16 protein-coding genes are annotated in these 17,648 nt (G+C 61.6%); 4 read left to right on the top strand and 12 right to left on the bottom strand.

The window, feature by feature from the left end:
* Window positions 1-64: 64 nt before the first annotated feature.
* A complete protein-coding gene (locus ACQKEN_RS08945; protein ID WP_427685152.1) occupies window positions 65-889 on the bottom strand; it encodes an HDOD domain-containing protein in 825 nt (274 codons plus the stop codon).
* Between the two features lie 280 nt (window positions 890-1,169).
* Here ACQKEN_RS08945 and ACQKEN_RS08940 point away from each other — a divergent pair, with 280 nt between their 5' ends.
* Window positions 1,170-2,189: a branched-chain amino acid aminotransferase gene (locus ACQKEN_RS08940; protein WP_074887490.1), complete on the top strand. Its 1,020-nt coding sequence runs from the start codon at window positions 1,170-1,172 to the stop codon at window positions 2,187-2,189.
* Between the two features lie 229 nt (window positions 2,190-2,418).
* Window positions 2,419-3,663: a serine hydrolase domain-containing protein gene (locus tag ACQKEN_RS08935; protein ID WP_427685151.1), complete on the top strand. Its 1,245-nt coding sequence runs from the start codon at window positions 2,419-2,421 to the stop codon at window positions 3,661-3,663.
* 141 nt (window positions 3,664-3,804) lie between these two features.
* On the opposite strand, the gene ACQKEN_RS08930 is transcribed toward ACQKEN_RS08935, so the two are convergent.
* From ACQKEN_RS08930 to ACQKEN_RS08910, 5 genes are all read right to left on the bottom strand, one after another.
* Window positions 3,805-4,731, bottom strand: coding sequence for a LysR substrate-binding domain-containing protein (locus ACQKEN_RS08930; RefSeq protein WP_427685150.1), 927 nt, complete (start codon window positions 4,729-4,731; stop codon window positions 3,805-3,807).
* A 35-nt stretch (window positions 4,732-4,766) separates the two neighbouring features.
* Window positions 4,767-5,696 (bottom strand): AEC family transporter, encoded by a 930-nt coding sequence (locus ACQKEN_RS08925; RefSeq protein WP_427685149.1) that lies wholly within the window; start codon window positions 5,694-5,696, stop codon window positions 4,767-4,769.
* A 167-nt stretch (window positions 5,697-5,863) separates the two neighbouring features.
* Entirely contained in the window at window positions 5,864-6,184 is a 321-nt protein-coding gene (locus tag ACQKEN_RS08920; RefSeq protein WP_427685148.1) for an RcnB family protein, read from the bottom strand.
* Window positions 6,185-6,279: 95 nt separating this feature from the next.
* Window positions 6,280-6,588: an RcnB family protein gene (locus ACQKEN_RS08915; RefSeq protein WP_427685147.1), complete on the bottom strand. Its 309-nt coding sequence runs from the start codon at window positions 6,586-6,588 to the stop codon at window positions 6,280-6,282.
* 120 nt (window positions 6,589-6,708) lie between these two features.
* Window positions 6,709-7,566, bottom strand: a complete 858-nt coding sequence (locus ACQKEN_RS08910; protein ID WP_427685146.1) for an SDR family oxidoreductase — start codon at window positions 7,564-7,566, stop codon at window positions 6,709-6,711.
* Window positions 7,567-7,650: 84 nt separating this feature from the next.
* Here ACQKEN_RS08910 and ACQKEN_RS08905 point away from each other — a divergent pair, with 84 nt between their 5' ends.
* Window positions 7,651-8,064: a winged helix-turn-helix transcriptional regulator gene (locus tag ACQKEN_RS08905; RefSeq protein ID WP_427685145.1), complete on the top strand. Its 414-nt coding sequence runs from the start codon at window positions 7,651-7,653 to the stop codon at window positions 8,062-8,064.
* Between the two features lie 115 nt (window positions 8,065-8,179).
* Here ACQKEN_RS08905 and ACQKEN_RS08900 read toward each other — a convergent pair whose 3' ends face one another.
* Window positions 8,180-9,364, bottom strand: a complete 1,185-nt coding sequence (locus tag ACQKEN_RS08900; protein ID WP_427685144.1) for an MFS transporter — start codon at window positions 9,362-9,364, stop codon at window positions 8,180-8,182.
* Window positions 9,365-9,470: 106 nt separating this feature from the next.
* Between ACQKEN_RS08900 and ACQKEN_RS08895 the strand changes: the two genes are divergently transcribed.
* A complete protein-coding gene (locus tag ACQKEN_RS08895; RefSeq protein ID WP_427685247.1) occupies window positions 9,471-10,412 on the top strand; it encodes a LysR substrate-binding domain-containing protein in 942 nt (313 codons plus the stop codon).
* Between the two features lie 20 nt (window positions 10,413-10,432).
* Here the strand turns inward: ACQKEN_RS08895 and ACQKEN_RS08890 are convergent, their stop codons facing one another.
* The 5 genes from ACQKEN_RS08890 to ACQKEN_RS08870 all read right to left on the bottom strand — a co-directional run bounded on the left by ACQKEN_RS08890 (window position 10,433) and on the right by ACQKEN_RS08870 (window position 17,574).
* On the bottom strand, window positions 10,433-10,900 hold the full coding sequence (locus ACQKEN_RS08890) for a GNAT family N-acetyltransferase (protein ID WP_427685143.1): 468 nt from the start codon (window positions 10,898-10,900) through the stop codon (window positions 10,433-10,435).
* Window positions 10,897-14,556, bottom strand: a complete 3,660-nt coding sequence (locus ACQKEN_RS08885) for a transporter substrate-binding domain-containing protein (RefSeq protein WP_427685142.1) — start codon at window positions 14,554-14,556, stop codon at window positions 10,897-10,899. The genes ACQKEN_RS08890 and ACQKEN_RS08885 overlap by 4 nt, the downstream gene beginning before the upstream one ends.
* A gap of 8 nt (window positions 14,557-14,564) precedes the next feature.
* Window positions 14,565-15,191, bottom strand: a complete 627-nt coding sequence (locus ACQKEN_RS08880) for a response regulator transcription factor (RefSeq protein WP_065991486.1) — start codon at window positions 15,189-15,191, stop codon at window positions 14,565-14,567.
* Window positions 15,192-15,555: 364 nt separating this feature from the next.
* Window positions 15,556-15,945 (bottom strand): response regulator, encoded by a 390-nt coding sequence (locus ACQKEN_RS08875; RefSeq protein ID WP_133771186.1) that lies wholly within the window; start codon window positions 15,943-15,945, stop codon window positions 15,556-15,558.
* A 297-nt stretch (window positions 15,946-16,242) separates the two neighbouring features.
* Complete coding sequence (locus tag ACQKEN_RS08870; RefSeq protein ID WP_427685141.1) at window positions 16,243-17,574, bottom strand: deoxyguanosinetriphosphate triphosphohydrolase; 1,332 nt, start codon at window positions 17,572-17,574, stop codon at window positions 16,243-16,245.
* Between the last annotated feature and the right edge of the window lie 74 nt (window positions 17,575-17,648).

Below are 17,648 nucleotides of genomic sequence, written 5' to 3'. Positions count from 1 at the left end.
ACAGATGTGTGTATCCAAAAGATTTCCGCTGCCTCATCGCGTATGGACGTGAGTCAGTCGCCCCCTAGCTCAACAACTCCGCAAACGCCTTGTCATCTTCCAGCACCTTCGGCAACGCCGCGAACACCGCATCCAGATCAACACCCTCCAGCAACGGGCCGTCCACTTCCTGCTTCGCCTGCGCGGAGGCACCGCCGTGATTTTCCAGGGCGGCCGAGATCGTCAATGCCTGGGCAACAATCCTTGGCTGGGTGGCATCCCCCGGCGCCTGCATGGGCCGCGCCTGATAGGCGATGGCGTTCTGGATGACCTCGGGCAATCCCCAGCGTCGGGCCAGTTCCGCGCCGACTTCCGGGTAACCAAAGCCCAGCTGCAACGTCTCAATCGCCGCACGGCCGGTCGTGCCGGTCTTGGTCACGCTGTTGATGCGCTCGGCAACGGCCGGCGCGCCGGTCTGGATCAGCAGTTCGCCGATGTCGTGCATGACCCCGCAGGTGAAGGCGATTTCCGCATCAGCACCGGACTGTTTCGCCAGCAGACGGCAGATCCCGGCCACCTGAAAGCTCTTCAGCCAGAAGCCCTTCAGATCAAAACTTGGCCCTGCCTTGAACGCGCCGGTCACCGCCGACGCCAGCACCAGTGTGCGCAAGGTGTTGAAGCCAAGACGCATGGCCGCATCCTCGATGCTCGACGACTCCCGCGCCCCGCGAAAGCGCGCGGAGTTGGCCAGCCGCAGAATCTTCGCCGCGATCACCGGGTCTTTTTCGATGTTGCCGGCAATGCTGCCCAGGTCCGAAGACGGACTGTCGAACTGCTTGATCAGGTCCTGCGCCACCTTGGGAATGCTGGGAAGACTGCTCAAACCGGCGAACAACTGATCGATACCCATGGGTGCTGCTCCTGTCTCAGACGATTTACACACCATAGGCAACATTGGCGAATCTGCACACGTCCGGCAGCTGTTTTGCTACAGACGGCACAAACCAGGAGGCTTGAATCGGGCGACAGTGGATCTTTTTCAGCTCATCTGCCGCCGAGGCGGTTTGCCGGGAGAAAAATCAGTAATATGGCGTCACACCGGAACGGGTCGCGTCCTGTACCGGGCCTTATCGATGAAACGCCAGACGCCGGAAACTCCCGGCCGCGCTGGCCTGGACATAGAGGGTGTCATGGGTAACGAAAGCATTAACTGGGACAAGCTCGGCTTCGACTACATCAAGACCGACAAACGCTACCTGGCTCACTGGCGCGATGGCGCGTGGGACCAAGGCACCCTGACCGAAGACAACGTGCTGCACATCAGCGAAGGCTCGACCGCGCTGCATTACGGCCAGCAATGCTTCGAAGGCCTCAAGGCTTATCGCGCCAAAGACGGCTCGATCAACCTGTTCCGTCCCGACCAGAACGCCGCACGCATGCAGCGCAGTTGCAGCCGCCTGCTGATGCCCCACGTCCCGACCGAGCAGTTCATCGAAGCGTGCAAGCAGGTGGTCCGCGCCAACGAGCGTTTCATCCCGCCGTACGGCACCGGCGGCGCGTTGTACCTGCGTCCGTTCGTGATCGGCGTCGGCGACAACATCGGCGTGCGCGCTGCGCCCGAGTTCATCTTCTCGGTGTTCTGCATCCCGGTGGGCCCGTACTTCAAGGGCGGCATGAAACCCCACAACTTCGTGATCTCCAGCTATGACCGCGCCGCGCCACAAGGCACCGGCGCTGCGAAAGTCGGCGGTAATTACGCGGCCAGCATGATGCCGGGTGCCGAGGCCAAGAAGGCCAACTTCGCCGATGCCATCTACCTCGATCCGTTGACCCACACCAAGATCGAAGAAGTCGGCTCGGCCAACTTCTTCGGGATCACCCACGACGACCAGTTCATCACGCCGAAATCGCCGTCCGTGCTGCCGGGCATCACCCGTCTGTCGCTGATCGAACTGGCGCAGAGCCGTCTGGGCCTGAAGGTCACCGAAGGCGAGGTGTTCATCGACAAGCTCGACCTCTTCAAAGAGGCCGGCGCGTGCGGCACCGCAGCGGTGATCACCCCGATTGGCGGCATCAGCTACAAAGACAAACTGCACGTGTTCCACAGCGAAACCGAGGTCGGTCCCGTGACCCAGCGCTTGTACAAAGAGCTGACGGGCATTCAGTCCGGCGACATCGAAGGCCCGGCGGGCTGGATCGTCAAGGTCTGATCCGACGCGTCCTGCACGCCTGAAAACCACCGCCTTGGCGCGGTGGTTTTTTTTCGCCTTCGATTCGGTTACGTACCCGATCGCAGACGCCAGGGTACGGAACGACTGAACTGATCGCCCGGTGCAATGCCGGCGGGTGGGCTATGGTTCAAGCGCGCACGTTCTTTCAGTGGGACCGGCTTTAGCCGGGAGTTCAGCGTCCATCGACGACAACAAAAAAGGATACGTCATGCACTCATCCGACTTTTCCCGTCCCACCGCCTTCAACCGGCCGCTGACCCTGTCCCTCGGCCTACTGGCTGCCACGCTGGTTTCCAGCGCATGGGCCGACGACTACCCCCACGCCCAAGAGCCCATCGGCACGGTCGAGCAGATCTACGACGGCGCCATGCTTCCGGACCTGGCGGTCAGCACCTATCGCAATATCGGCCGGCTGTTTCCCACCCACACCATTCAGGCGGGCGATCAGCCCTATGCGCTGCCGAAGTCGGACCGGCAACTGCCCAATGTGCGCTTCACGGTCGAGGGTAAAAAGTACGACCTGTATGACTTCGTGGCGCTGGACAGCATCACCGCGATGCTGGTGATCAAGGACGGCAAGATCGTCTTCGAGACCTATCAGCGCGGCAACACCGAAAAAACCCGCTGGATGTCGATGTCGATGGCCAAGTCCATCACCTCGACGCTGACGGCAGCGGCGATCAAGGATGGCTTGATCAAAGGCCTGGATGCCCAGGTGGTGGATTACGTGCCGGCCCTCAAAGGCAGCGCCTACGACGGGGTGACCGTGCGTAACGTGCTGATGATGTCGTCGGGGGTGAAGTGGAACGAGACCTACACCGATCCGGCATCGGACCGGCGGGCGCTGCTCAAGGCGCAGATTTCTCAGCAGCCCCATTCGGCCATGGCGCTGATGGCGAGCCTGCCGCGTGCGGCGGAACCGGGCACCGTGAACAACTACAGCACCGGTGAAACCCAGGTCCTCGGCGAGATTGTGCGGGGTGCGGTGAAGATGCCGCTGGCTGAGTACCTGTCGAAAAAGATCTGGCAGCCGTTCGGCATGGAAAGCGACGCGACCTGGTGGCTGGATTCCCCTGACGGCGTGGAAATCGGCGGCAGCGGGATCAGCGCAACGCTGCGGGATTACGGGCGCTTCGGGCTGTTCTTCATGAACGACGGCAAGATCAACGGCACCTCGATTCTGCCGGATGGCTGGGTCAGGGAAGCAACGCTGCCCACTACGCTCAAGGGCGGCAAGAGCCTGGATTACGGCTACATGTGGTGGACCGCCTGGACCGCTCCGTCGGTGAAAGATGGCGCTTATTCCGCAGTCGGCATCCAGGGGCAGAACATCTACGTCAACCCGGCCAACAACGTGGTGATCGTCACCTTCGGCGCGCAACCCAAGCCGGTGGACAAAGAGCCCATCGACCCGATGGCGTTCTTCGATGCAGTGGTCGCGGCGTTGAAGTGATTCCAGGTGTGAGAAGGTCCACTCGATGTACGCGATCCCAGTGGGACCGGCTTCAGCCGGGAAGAGGACTGTGCAAACGACATCATTTTTGCGGAGTCCTCGCAGACGCCTTCCCGGCTAAAGCCGGTCCTACCCGCCCGGCTAACGCCGGTCCCGGGAGCCCTTGCGCTCAACCCCATATTCGCCGAGCAACTCCTCCAGCCAATCCATGAACACCCGGCACCGCTGTGGCAGGTGCCGGCGATGGGCGTAAAGCAGTGAAACCGGCATTGCGGTCGGCCGGTACTCGGGGAGGATTTCGATCAAGTCGCCCCGTTGCTGCTGGTAAGCGTCGGCCAGGCGCGGAATCTGGATGATCCCGAGCCCGCCGACACACGCCGCCTCATAGGCTTCGATGTTGTTCACCGTCACGCTGCAGGGCATCGGCACATGAAAATCCTTGCCCTCGCGGCAATACTCGAATAACGATTCGGCAGCGCCGAAAGCCGGTGCGTAGTTGATGAGCCGATGCTGCTGCAGGTCTTCCAGATTTTGCGGAATGCCGAAGCGGTCGGCGTAGCCCTGGCTCACGCAGTTGATCATCCGAAACAGGCCCACCGTGCGCGCGACCAGCGGCGTGTCCGGCAATGTGCCGATGCGCAACACGCAATCAAAGCCCTCGCGGACCAGATCGACGCGCCGGTCCGTGCTGCTGATTTCAAGTTCGATCCGCGGATGCCGCTCAAGGAATTCGCTCAGCCGTGGTATCACCAGCCGCCGCGCAATGGCGGTGGGCATGTCCACCCGCAGACGCCCGCTCAGCGCCGAGTTGTCCTGGCGGAACAGCCCTTCAAGCTCGTCCATCTGACTGAGCAGGTCCTTGCTGCGTTCATACAGCGCCTGGCCGTCGGGCGTTACTTGCACCTTGCGCGTGGTTCGCAACAGCAGTCGTGCGCCGAGCAACCCTTCGAGGCTGCGCACATGCTCCGACACCGTCGAACGCGGCAGGCCCAAGGCGTCGCCGGCATGGGTGAAGCTCGACAGCTCGGCGACCCTGACGAAGGTTTTCAGCAAATCCAGCTTGTTCATTTCGACGCACCTGCCTTATGCCCGACGTCAGCCCGTCAACCGTTGATGTAGTAAATGCACAGCGACAGCGTCACCAGCGAGCCCAGCGTCGAAATCAGAATCGCGCTCGACACCACCGACGCCTCGCGCTTGTAGTACTCGGCCAGCATGAACGGCCCGGTGCCGGTGGGCAGGGCGCTCAACAGCAGGGCAGAGTTGGCCCACAGCGGCGGCAGGTGAAACACCCGAAACGCCAGAAACCACGTCAGCAGCGGGTGGGCAATCAGCTTGATCAGCACCAGCAGCGTGGTGCCCTCACGGGGGCCTTGCTGTTTCTGAGCGAGAAACAGGCCCAGGGAAATCAGCGCACAAGGCGTCGTCGCAGCACCCAGCAGACTGAGGAATTTGTCCAGCGCGCCTGGCAATGCCACGCCGGTCGATGCCCAGCAGGCGCCGAGGATCGGTGATACCACCAAGGGGTTTTTTGCCAGCGCCAGCAGCACTTTGAGAACGATGCGGTGCACCCGGGCCTCGCTTTGCAGCCCGATTTCAATGCACACCAGGGCGATGCCAAACACCACACAGACCACCAGCAGCGACGCGATGAGGGCCGGTTCCAGTCCGTCCTGTCCCAGCACCATGATGCACAGTGGAATGCCGATATAGCCGGTGTTGGCGTAGGAGGCGCTGAGGGCGTCAATACTGGCATCGGCAAAGTGCCCGGCCTTTCGGCGCCGCAGCAGCAAGGTAATGACGAACATCGCCAGGGTCGACAGGGTGAAGGTCAGTACAAAGCCGGGGTGCCAGATCTGCGCCCAGGTGGCATGGGCAGTGGCGGTGAACAGCAGCGCCGGCAAGCACAGCCAGACCACCATCCGGTTGATTTCCGACGCGGCGCTCGGCCCGAGGCGGTTGGTACGGCGACAGAGGTAGCCCACGAGGATGAGCGCGAAGATCGGCAGCAAGACATTCAAAACGGAAGACATCGAACCCGGGCCTATGGCGCAACAAACGAGAGGCGCAGAGTAGAGGGCGCGATCGTTAGGGTGCAACCTTTCTTGTCAGCGAAAAGCAGAAGGGCCGGGCGTCTGGATAGAGGGCTGGCAACGCGATGCCCGACGGGTGTCGGGCACGGTGACAGGCGTAGCAGTGATTACTTTTTCAGCGGTTTAAGGTTGCCCGGCGCGATGTCGAGGACCTTGCCGTCTTCCATGTTGATCAGCGCATATTTATCGCTGATCAGCACCCATTGCGTGCCTTCTTTGGGCGCGGTCAGTCCCTTGCCTTGCCAGTCCTTGACGCCAACGCGCTCGTCTTTGTACAGGTCATGGGTGGTATCGCCGACCTTGTACTGTTCATTGGTGTGCTCCGCCTGCACGCTTTTGGTTGCAGGGGTTTGCGCCATCGCTGTGAAGCTGGCCCCGCCCAGGCAAGTGACCACTGCCGCGCACGCCATCAGTTTTTTCATGTTCATGGGAATTCCTTTGGTCGTTCTTAGAGTTCTTTCTCAACACACTTCTTGAGTTGGCGCGCGCCCCTAAACCCGACGCGCCGGGTCAATCCCCCGGCTTATTTTTCGATGGGGACAATCTTGGTGATCTGGCCGTTGGTGGTCTGCACTTCGACGTATTTATCGTTGATGCGCACCCACTGACTCATCTTGGCCGGTTCTTCCAGGCCCTTTGCTTTCCAGTCCTTTAGCGCCGCCTCTGGACGCTGAAATTCCTGCGGCGAACGGCTGCCGACTTCGAGCTCCCGCATGTTGTCTCTTGAAGGTTGAATGGTCGGCTCCGTCGCGTTGGCGGCCTGCGCCGTAAAACTTGCAACGGAAACGCTACCCAGAATCGCCAGACAGGCAATGAGCGATTTGCTGTTCATTCGAAACTCCTTGGCCAGCGCGTCGTGCGCTGTCATTAGTTTCGACCCTGGGGGGCGCAAATCATTCAGTGCCCATGCTGGCACGCCGCCCGCCTGCTGTTGCGGGGGCGACAGCGAATGTTATTGAGACAGTGCTTCAGCGATGCGGGTGGAGAGCGGCGTGCTCGGCCGGCCAATCAGGCGGCTCAACTGGCGACTGTCATCAAAAAGGGCACCTTTGGCCGCGGCGGCATCGGAGTTGGCGAGCAATTCGGCCACAAACTCCGGGAGTCCTGCCTGCAGCAGCGCAGCCTTGTAATCGGCCTGGGGAAGATCGGTGTACACGACAGGCTTGCCGGATTGCTGCGCAATTTGAGCGGCGAACTCCTTGAGCGTGTAAGACTCGTCGCCGGCCAGTTCGTACACCTTGCCCGCCTGATCCTCAGTCGACGTCAGGACCACGGCCGCCGCCGCTGCGTAGTCCGCCCGCGCCGCAGAACTGATTTGGCCTTCACCCGCGGCGCCGTAATGCGCGCCGTTCGCCACTGCGTGGGCCACGCCCGCCGTGTAGTTTTCGTGGTACCAGCCATTGCGCAGCACCACCGCGGGAACACCGGATTGCGCCAGCGCCGCCTCGGTCTGCTTGTGTTCCTCGGCCAGGCCCAGCGCCGAGGTGTCGGCGTGGAGCACGCTGGTGTAGCCCAGCAGTTTCACGCCGGCGCGTTTCGCCGCGTCGATTACCGCCTGATGCTGAGCGAGCCGCTGACCCACTTCACTGGACGAGATCAGCAGGACCTTCTCGGCGCCTGCAAGGGCGCGGTCCAGCGTGTCTGGATGTGAGTAGTCGGCCTGGCGAACCTGCACGCCCTTGGCGGCGAGGTCAGCCACTTTCTCCGGGTCACGGGCGGCCGCGACGATCTGCGAGGCAGGCACGGTTTCCAGCAGTCGAGCGATGACGAGGCGGCCCAGTTGGCCTGATGCTCCAGTGATGACGATCATGATGATTACCGAACGAGGTGGAATGAGCGAACAGCATAGTCACCGTGCTAACCTTTCGTAAGTACGTACGAAAAGGTAAGTGTGATGAACGATATTGTCTCTCCCTCTGCAGGCAGCGTCTCGTTGCTGGAGCGAATCCGTACCGGTGAGGTGCTGGCCCGGGATTGCCCGTCGCGGGAAATCCTCAACCATGTGTGCAGCCGCTGGGGCGTACTGGTGCTGGTGGTGTTGCTGGACGGCATGCACCGGTTCAGCGAGCTGCGGCGCAAGATCGGCGGGGTGAGCGAAAAGATGCTGTCGCAGACACTTCAGAGCCTGGAACAGGATGGGTTCGTCGAGCGCAAGGCGCTGCCGGTGGTGCCGCCCCACGTTGAATACCGACTGACGGCGATGGGCGAGGAGGTTGCCTTGCAGGTGGACGGGCTGACGTCCTGGATCGAAGACAATCTGCCGCGCATTCTGGCGGCGCGGGAAGGGAAAGCGTCAGCGCCTGACTAACCGGTTCTTATCATTGCAGACCCGGAATGCCGCGCTCAAACAGCGGCATCCCGACTGTGCCCGTTCTGCCCGGCAAGACAGCAGCCCATTGTTGCTTAACTGCCAGAGCGAATCCTTAACGCTTACGCATCATCAGCAGCGCAACCACGATCGCCAAGGCAGCGATCCCGGTAGCAATCCAGCCCAGCGACCCCAGTCCGAAGTGGCCGATACCCAAGCCGCCAAAAATCGCACCCAGACCAATGCCAGCGTTGGCCGCCGAGATATTCATGGTCGCCGCCAACGCCTGAGCCTTGGCACCGGCTTGCATGACACGCACCTGACACACCGGGAACAGTGCGGTGTACGCAATGCCCCACAGGACCAGCGCGGCGATCAGCCAGAGGTGCTCAGTGGCCAGTGGAATGGCGGCGGCCATGCCGATACTCAGGATCACCAGGAACAACACCATCGCGCCCAGCGGGCTGCGATCGACCAGCTTTCCGCCCCATTGGTTGCCGATCATGCCGACCGCGCCGAAGCCCATCAGCCACCAGCCGACTTGATTGGTCGGAACGCCGGCCAGGGTCTGGAGGATATCGGCCAGGTAGGTGTAAGCCGTGAACATCGCCGTGAACGCCAGCACCGACAGCAACACATGGGCGATAAAGCGCGGCTGTTTGAGGATGTCGGTCTGCTTCTCGCCGTGCTTGGCAGGCGAGGAGGGCAAGGTTGGCATGCACAGTTGCATCAGGACGGCGATGACCAGGGAGATGACGGCCAGCACCCAGAAGCTGCCGCGCCAGCCGAGGGTATCGGCAGCAACGGTGCCCAGCGGCACGCCGAACACCAGGGCGGCGGAAATGCCCAGATAAACCCGCGAAACAGCCTGCCCCGATTTGCCGGGCGCTGCCAGCTGCCCGGCGGTTTCGCTGGCGGTGCCCCAGAACACAGGCAAGCCCAGCGCCGGAATGAAGCGCGCGAGGGCCATGACCCAGATGTTGGTGGACAGCGCCGCCAGCACGTTGGACGCGGCAAACACCAGCAGGATGATGGTGAACAGCTTTTTGCGCTCGACGCCGGCCAGCTTTGCCGTCAGGAACGGCCCGAACAACATCACGGTAAAAGCGAACAGCGTCACCACCTGGCCAGCCACGGCGATGGAAACGCCGAGGTCTTGGGCCATGGCCGGCAGCAGTCCAACGATCAGGAATTCGGTGGTGACGATGATGAATGCAGCGATCGCCATGATCAGGATCTGTACCCCTGATCGAGACGTGGCATCCGGCGCGGACGCCGTTGCGGAATGTGAGGGTTGCATAGAAGAAGCTCCAAAAGTCGATGCCATAGCCTATTGGAGATCTGTGTTCTCATCCGCGACATAAATGACTTACTATCGCGAACTCAGTTCAGTAATGGTGTCCGCTGTGTTTTCGTCCGAGCGCCTCAAGGGCATTGACGTATTTGTGGCCGTGGCCGATTTGGGCAGCTTCGCCAATGCGGCACTGAAGCTGAACCTGACAGCGTCAGCGGTCAGTAAAAGCATCGCCCGTCTGGAGCAGCGATTGGGTCAACGCCTGTTCACTCGCACCACACGCCGCCTGGCCCTCACCGAAGCCGGTGTGAAGTTCTACGCCACCTGCAGCGGCGTGCTGGCTGACCTCGAAGAAGCCGAACTGGCGCTCGCGTCAGAGCGGCATGAGCCCCATGGCCGGGTGCGGATTGATTTGCCTGCGTCCTACGGACGTCTTCATGTGTTGCCGCTGATTCTTAATTTCGTCAGGGAATACCCGCTGCTGCAGCCGCACATTTCGTTTTCCGACCGGTTCATCGACCCGGTGCATGAAGGCATCGATATCGTGGTCAGGATCGGCGGGCGCGACGCCTGGGCCGCAGGGCTGGGGCATCGCTTCATCGGCGCCCAGCGACTGGTGTTCTGTGCCGCGCCGAGTTACCTCGCCGAGCACGGTCGGCCCGAGACAGACGCGGATCTCGAGCACCATCATTGCATCGCCTACGGTCAGTCCGACGGGCAGGTCGGGCCCTGGTATTTTCGTGGGCGCGTGCCGGGTGATCAGGAGCGTCGCGTCATTCATCCGCGCATTGCCGTCGGCGACGGCGAGGGCGAAGTATCGGCCACCCTGGCCGGGCATGGGATCGCCCAGCTACCGACCTGGCTGGTGCAAACCCACCTCAACGAAGGCCGGCTGGTGGAAGTGCTGCCGGAGCTTGCCACCGACGGACTGCCGATGAACCTGGTCTGGCTGAAAGCCCGAGAGGCGCTGCCGAAGGTGAGCATTCTGCTGAAATACCTGAGCGAACACCTGGCGCCGTACGGCAGCGTCGATGCTGCTACCGGTCCGGCCTGATCCGGGGACACACAGGCGGGCTATAAATCCTTGCCCATGGTGATTTCACAGGGAGCCATCCCTGAGGTCTCGTACAGTGTCCGCGCGGCAACGTTGTCAGAAAACACGTTCAGCTCCAGACGGCGAATGCCGCGCTCGATGGCCCACGCTTCGACGGCGTTCAGTGCCTGCCTGCCCAGCCCCTGACGTCTGAAGGCCGGATCAATCTCCAGGTCGTAGACGAACAGTCGGGTGGGCAACGGCGGGTTCTCCACCACCCCTATCCAGAGGCTGCCCACCTCAACATCATCGCCGATGCACAAGCGGTAGAAGTAATGCCCCTCGGTTTCCAGGCCGTCTTCCAAGAGTTCATTGAAGTCAGCGTTGGCGCTGGTGAAGGCCGGCGGGTCGGGCAGCCCGTAGGTGCGGGCAATATCCCGGGCATAACCGGCGACTGAACGGGCGGCAAACGCCTGAAAATCATCAGCGCTCATGGCCATCAGCTTCATGCCGGCGGCCCTCCCTGTGGCGCGGGTGTTTCACTGCGATACGCCACCAACGCCTGCTCCAGCGCTTCCATCGCCAGATCAAGTGTTGAATGCCGCTCGCTGATAATGGCGGCCGGCGCGTCAGCGTCGCAGGCAGTTTCCAGCGCTTCACAGCCCTCGATGACGGCCGTCGCGGAAATGATGTTCGCGGCGCCGCGCACTTTGTGCCCGATGTCTTTCAGCTGCTCCGGAAGACGGGTCGCGTTCAGTTCGGCACGGTCCTGACGAATGCTGGCGATGAGTTGATCGAGCAGCCGCGCATTCATGTCGGCCCTGCCACCGGTCAGCGCTTCGATGGTTTGCGGGTCGAACACGGCCGGCGGCGGCTGAACATGCACGGTTGGGAGCGCCGGCAGTGGCAGGATCTGGCTCAAACAGTCGTTCAACGCCGTCAGGCTGATGGGTTTGAACAGGCAGTCGTCCATGCCCGCATCACGGCAGCGCTGCTTTTCCTCCGGCTGCGCATTGGCGGTGTAGCCCAGCACGGTGCAACGCGGACGTGCTTCGCTTTGCTCCTGCTGGCGGATGGCCCGGACCAGATCGTAGCCGTTCATCACCGGCATGTTGCAGTCCGCGATCACCAGATCGAAACGCTCGGTACGCCAGCGCTCCAGCGCTTCGGCGCCCTGTACCGCCATGTCGCAGCGATGCCCCAGAAAGCACAGTTGCTCAAACAGCAGCAGGCGGTTCGCCGGGTGATCGTCAACGATCAGGATGTGCAGCTGGCTTGACGCGTGGGGGGCTGCTTCGCGGGCGATGCTTTTCGCATCAAGCGGCTCGAGGGTGGTGAACTCGAAGGTCATTTCGATTCGCGTGCCATCTCCGGGACGGCTGCTCAGCGTCAGGGTTCCGCCCATCATTTCGCACAGGCTGCGACAGATCACCAGGCCAAGACCGGCGCCGGTGCGCGCCAGTTGCCCTGACTGATCGACCTGGGCAAAGGGCGCAAACAGCCGCTGCTGGTCCTGCTCGGTGATGCCGATGCCACTGTCGTGAATCACCACTTGCACGCGCATTTGCTGGGGACTGCGGCCGGCTTCGGTCTGCAGGCTGATCTTGACCTGACCCCTCTCGGTGAATTTGATGGCGTTGCTGATGAGATTGGAGAGGATCTGCTTGAAGCGCAGCGGGTCGATCAGCACATCCGTGTTGGTCCGAGCGTCAAGATCCAGTGCCAGGGTGAGGCTTTTTTGCCGGGCCAGGCCGTCGAACACCCGCACCACGGATTCGACCAGTTGGCGCAGATTGGCGCGCTCGGGGCTCAGGCTCAGTCGGCCCGACTCGATGCGGGCGATGTCGAGAATATCGCCGATCAGCTCCAGCAAATCCTTCGCCGAGCTGTAGGCCACTTCGATGGCGGGGCGGTCCAGATGGCCTTGGTCCGCACGCTTCAGGGCCAGCTCGAGCATGCCGATGACGGCGTTCATCGGCGTGCGGATCTCATGGCTCATGGTCGCCAGGAAGGTGCTTTTCGCGCGGTTGGCATCGTCCGCCAGATCCTTGGCCGTCTGCAGTTGTTCGATCAATTGCCGCCTTTCGCTGATGTCGATCCAGCCGCCGATGATGCCCTGGACTTTGCCGAGGGAGTCGCGGAACGGCAGGATCCAGTGGTAGATGGTCAGCTCGCGGCCGCCGATGTGCAGCGAACGATCAAGAATCAGGGGCTCGTCCTCGGCCATGACGCGCTTGTAATCGTCGACGTAGCCCAGAGCCTCTTCGGTATTGCTCAAGATGCCGTCCAGAATACTTTTGCCGATCACGTCCTCGCGCCGCGCGGCGAAGGCGGTGAGGTAGCTTTCGTTGCACATTTTCAGCAGGCCGTCGCGGTCGCGGACATAGATTGGATGAGGCGTGCCGTTGACCAAAGCGCCCATGAATTCAACCTGATCGTTGAGCGCACGCTCGGCTCGCTCGCGCTGCTTGATCTGGCGGCGCATCCAGGCATTCCAGGCCAGTGAGCCCAGCAGCAACAGGCCCGCACCGGCGATGATCTGATAAATCACCAACTGATAGTCATGCCACGCGCCGCTGCCCCTCGGTGTGTAAGTGCGCCAGCGATTATTGATCGCGGCCAGGTCCTCAGGGGCAATGCTGGAAAGCGCCTTGTCAAGAATCGAGGTCAGTTCAGGGGCATTGCGTGAGGTCGCCATGGCGATGCGAGCAGGCTCCTGCCCGACCGTCACGCGCATCTGCAGCGTGTCGTTCAGTCCTCGGGAGGAGAGAAAATAACTGGCGCTGAACAACGAGGTGATGGCGCCCTCCGCCCGACCGTGAGCGAGCAGGTCCAGGGCCTGCGCGGGGTTATCGACCTCTACCGGATAAATGCCGGTGTACTGCTCGTGCAGAAAGGGCAGAATCGGGCTCCCGAGCGTGAGCGCAACGCGTTTGCCGTCCAGCTGATCGAGATTGGAGGGCGCAGAAGTTTCCTTGCGCGTCACCAGCACGAACACGTTGTCCAGATACGGACGGCTGAAGTTGAAGCGGTTCTGCCGCTCTTCGCTGGGGATCATCGCGCCGATCAGGTCGGCCTGGCCCTGGTTCAGCTGGTGGGTCATGTCGTTCATGCTGGCGGCACGGCTGACCTTGAACGTGAGCCCGGTGCGCAGGCGGATGAGTTCGAGCAAGTCGGCGGTCACCCCGCTGAAATTGCCGGCCGCATCAAAGAACGTGAGGGGCGCATAGGCTTCGTTGAAGACCACGCGAACAGTCGGGTGCTGAGCGATCCAGCGTTCTTCGCGTTGATTGAGCTGCAGCTTCTGGTCAGTGAGCATCAGGTCGCTGCCGGCGCCCCAGCGTTTGGAAATGGCGATGCGCTCTTCCACCGGAATGCCCTTGAGCACCCGGTTGACGATGTCCAGCAGCGTCGGGTTGGAGGCCTGCACGGCGAAGCTGAAACCGTTGGCCTCGTGCTTGCCGAAATTGGCCATCTGCACGTTGTTCAGATAGCCCTTGTTGATGACGTAGTGGGTGGAAATCGTGTCGCCCAGAAACACGTCGGCCTGATTGAACGCCACGGCGTTGATCGCGCTCTGGAAGGAGGGAAAGGTCTGCAGGCGCGCCTTGGGATAAAGCGCGGCGATTACGTCGGGCGGCAGGTAGTGATAAGCCATGCTCAGGCGCAAACCGTTGAGGTCGCCGTTCAGGGGGCGGGCCTCTCCGGCACGTGTGACCAGGACCGGCTGGTCAACGGCGTAGGGCGTGGACAGCACGATACCGCTCGACGCCGCCTCATAGCCATTGGCGCTGCCCAGCAGGTCGATTTCGCCGTTGTTCAGCGCCTGGACCGCCTCGTCGCGGCTGGCGAAACGCAGGACCTTGACCGGCAGGTCGAGCACGCGTCCGAGAATGCCGATGTAATCGGCGGTAAAGCCTTCGTAGTCGTGCCCGGTGAGGGTCATGTCGAAGGGCGGATAGTCCGGCGCGGAGGTGCCGACCACCAGCTCGCGCTTGTTGCGCACCCATTGCCACTGGGCGCGCTCCAGCGTCACGTCCATGTGCGCCGGGTTGGAGCGGCTCAGCAGCGAATAGCGTTCCGGCGCCAGGGTATCTGCCTGGGTATCAAAGCCAAGGCAGACAATCACGGCTGCTATCCAATAGTCCTTTAACGCCTTTGGCATCCTGTTTCTCACACTAGCGAATTGCGTTTTGCCATCTCGATAAGTTCTACCAGAGTCTTGGCCTTGAGTTTTTGCATCAAGCGGGTTTTGTAAGTGCTGACCGTTTTGTTGCTGAGGAACATGCCCTTGGCGATTTCCTTGTTTGTCCGCCCTTGGGCAAACAGTTGCAACACCATCAGTTCACGGTCATTGACGAGTTTGAAGCGCTCAAGCTCGTTGGGGTCACCCTCTTTTTTGATCGACGCGGCAAGGGCCTGACTGGGAAAGTAATTGTAGCCGGATAATACCGCCTTCACCGAGCTGACAAGTTCGCTGAGATCTTCCTGCTTGCACACATAACCCGAGGCGCCCGACTGCATGCATCGGATGGCGAACAGGCTCGGCGCCTGAGCGGTCAGTACGAGAATCTTCGAGGGCAGGTTCATGGCGTTGAAGCGGGCGAGGACTTCGAGCCCGTCCAGCTTGGGGATGCTGATGTCCAGGATGATGAGGTCGGGCATGCACTCTCGGACCATCTGCATGGCGTCAACGCCGTTGTCGGTCTCTCCGACCACCTCGTAATTCTCGTTTTCCAGAAGCATACGTATGGCCATTCGTATGACCGGGTGGTCGTCGATAATAAAAATAGAGTTCATGATCAATCCATAACGGGTGGCAAGAAAGCGCGCACCTTATCCCAGATGTTCAAAGGCGCACATAAAGAGATCATGCCCGAAGCGCTATATAGGAATGTTCCTACAGAAATAAGCGTATGTGCGTACATGATTACACGCAGCGGTCATGAATGTTTAATACGTAACAGCATTTACCGTTGACTAATATGCCTTTCAGAACGCGTGTTTATTTCGAATCGGAATAAACCTGCGCATTCGTTAAACTGCACCTGCCGGTATAAACACGTCGGTTCAACGATATCAACGGCACAGTGGAAACGCGCGTTCCGCAGCGGCCTGGATCGGTACCGGGACGTCCCCGGAAAAGACCGGCATGCAGACGAAGTTACTTGGGCGTGGACAGCAGGCCGATCAGCTCCAGAGTGTTGAGCGGTTTACTCAGGCAACCCAGCAGTGGCAGGCCCATCGCCCTGGCTTCGGACTCGAGGGTCGCCAGCGGATCCGCATCGAGGCCGCTGAGCAGCACGGCGCGCTGGACCAGGCCGCGCTGGCTCGCCGTCTGTATCAGCTCCAGGCCGCACATGCCCGGCAGACGCTGGTCGCAGAGCAGCAGGTCATAGGGCTCGGCGCTGCGCTCCATGGCGCCGAGTGCTTCGCTGGCATTGAGCGCCGGCGTGACGCGGTACAGACCATGGTTGTTCAGCAGGATCTGCAAGGCGATCAACTGAAACGGATGATCCTCAACCAGCAGGATTCGGAAATCTTTAGTGAACATCGGCGGTTCCAGACGTAGGGGGAGTGAGCGCGTCCGCGTAACGGCGGACCGGCGGCGCACTCGCAGGCGGGGCGGTGTCTTCGGGAGGTAATGGGTCCGGTTGTCCCAAGGCGCGGGATGGCGCGGATTATTCGGCAGGGATGTACGACCAGCGATAAGGGCATTCCGACGGTTGTGTAGGAAATATCCGAAGTTGCTGTTGGATTTCCTGAAGCCCCAATGAGAAAAGCCCGAATACCGGCTGGTATTCGGGCTGTCTCAAGCGTCCTCGAACAGGCGCCACGGCCAAAGGCGGTGCTAGACGGGGCTGGAGTGTCCCGTCATCTCGCGGGCCATTTCGCTGGCGTAACTGTCGGTCATGCCGGCGATGAAATCGATGACCCTGAGAAAGGACGTGTGCAGCGGCCAGCTCGGGTCGGGCGCGTTATTACCGAGCAGATCGAGAATGCGCCGGCTCTTGAACGAAGGCTCATGCCCGCCGAACTGCTCCAGCGCCGCGCCGCAGAACGCATTCAGCAGAATCTCCAGGGTGGTGTAGGCGCCGATTTCGTGCAGCGTCTTGCGCTTGTCCTGAAAGATCTTCTTGCGCGCCATGTCCTTGGCATTGAGCACGCAGCGCTTGGCCGGCCCGTGCATGTGTTCGACCAGATCACCGTGCAGCGTGCCGGCCAGCAGCGCGTCCTGCTGTTCGACGAAAGCGCGGGCGGCGGCGTTGGTCAGGTGCTCGATGGCCTTGCCGCGCAGAATCGCCAGCTTGCGACGCCGCGAGTCATTGGGGCCCAACTGGCGATAGGTTTCCGGCAGATCATCGCCTACCAGACCCAGCAGCAGCGACTCGACCTCGTCGTAGGTGAGCAACTCCATTTCAAGGCCGTCTTCAAGATCGATCAGCGCGTAGCAGATGTCGTCGGCGGCCTCCATCAGGTACACCAGCGGATGCCGGGCCCAGCGTTGGTCCTCGAGCTGCGGCAGACCGAGTTTGCCGGCGATTTGCTCGAGGATCGGCAGCTCGCTCTGGTAGCAGCCGAACTTGTGTTTCTTGTAACCCAGGGAGTCGGCGTGACGCGCCGTCCACGGGTATTTCAGATAGGTGCCAAGGGTCGCGTAGGTCAGCCGTGTGCCGCCCTCGAACTGGTGGTATTCCAGCTGAGTCAGGACGCGAAAGCCTTGGGCGTTGCCTTCGAAATTGAGAAAGTCATTTCGCTCGACCTCGCTCATCGCGTCGAGCCAGCCGCGGCCTGCGGCCTGTTTGAACCAGTTGCGAATGGCGTCTTCGCCAGAGTGGCCGAACGGCGGGTTACCGATGTCGTGGGCCAGGCAGGCCGATTGCACGACCATGCCCAGATCGCTGGGGTCACACCAGTCGGGCAGGGCGCTGCGCAGGGTTTCGCCGACGCGCATGCCCAGCGAGCGGCCGACGCAGCTGACTTCCAGCGAGTGGGTCAGGCGCGTATGAATGTGGTCGTTGCTGGTGACCGGGTGAACCTGGGTCTTGCGGCCGAGACGGCGAAAGGCGCCGGAGAAAATGATCCGGTCGTGATCCTTGTGGAACGGGCTGCGCCCCAGTTCTTCAGGACTGTGCAGGGTCTTGCCAAGGCGCTCGCGGGTGAGCAGGGTTTGCCAATCCAAGGCCGGTACTCCGTCGGGTGATTACCGCGCTAGCTTCCCGGTTCGCCCCGCACGCTGCAAGTACAAGATCGCTG

Source organism: Pseudomonas sp. NPDC078416 (assembly GCF_050268485.1).
In the GTDB taxonomy this organism is placed as follows: Bacteria; Pseudomonadota; Gammaproteobacteria; order Pseudomonadales; family Pseudomonadaceae; genus Aquipseudomonas.
Note: the sequence above shows the minus strand (reverse complement) of the source record. Positions and strands in the feature narration are given on the sequence as shown.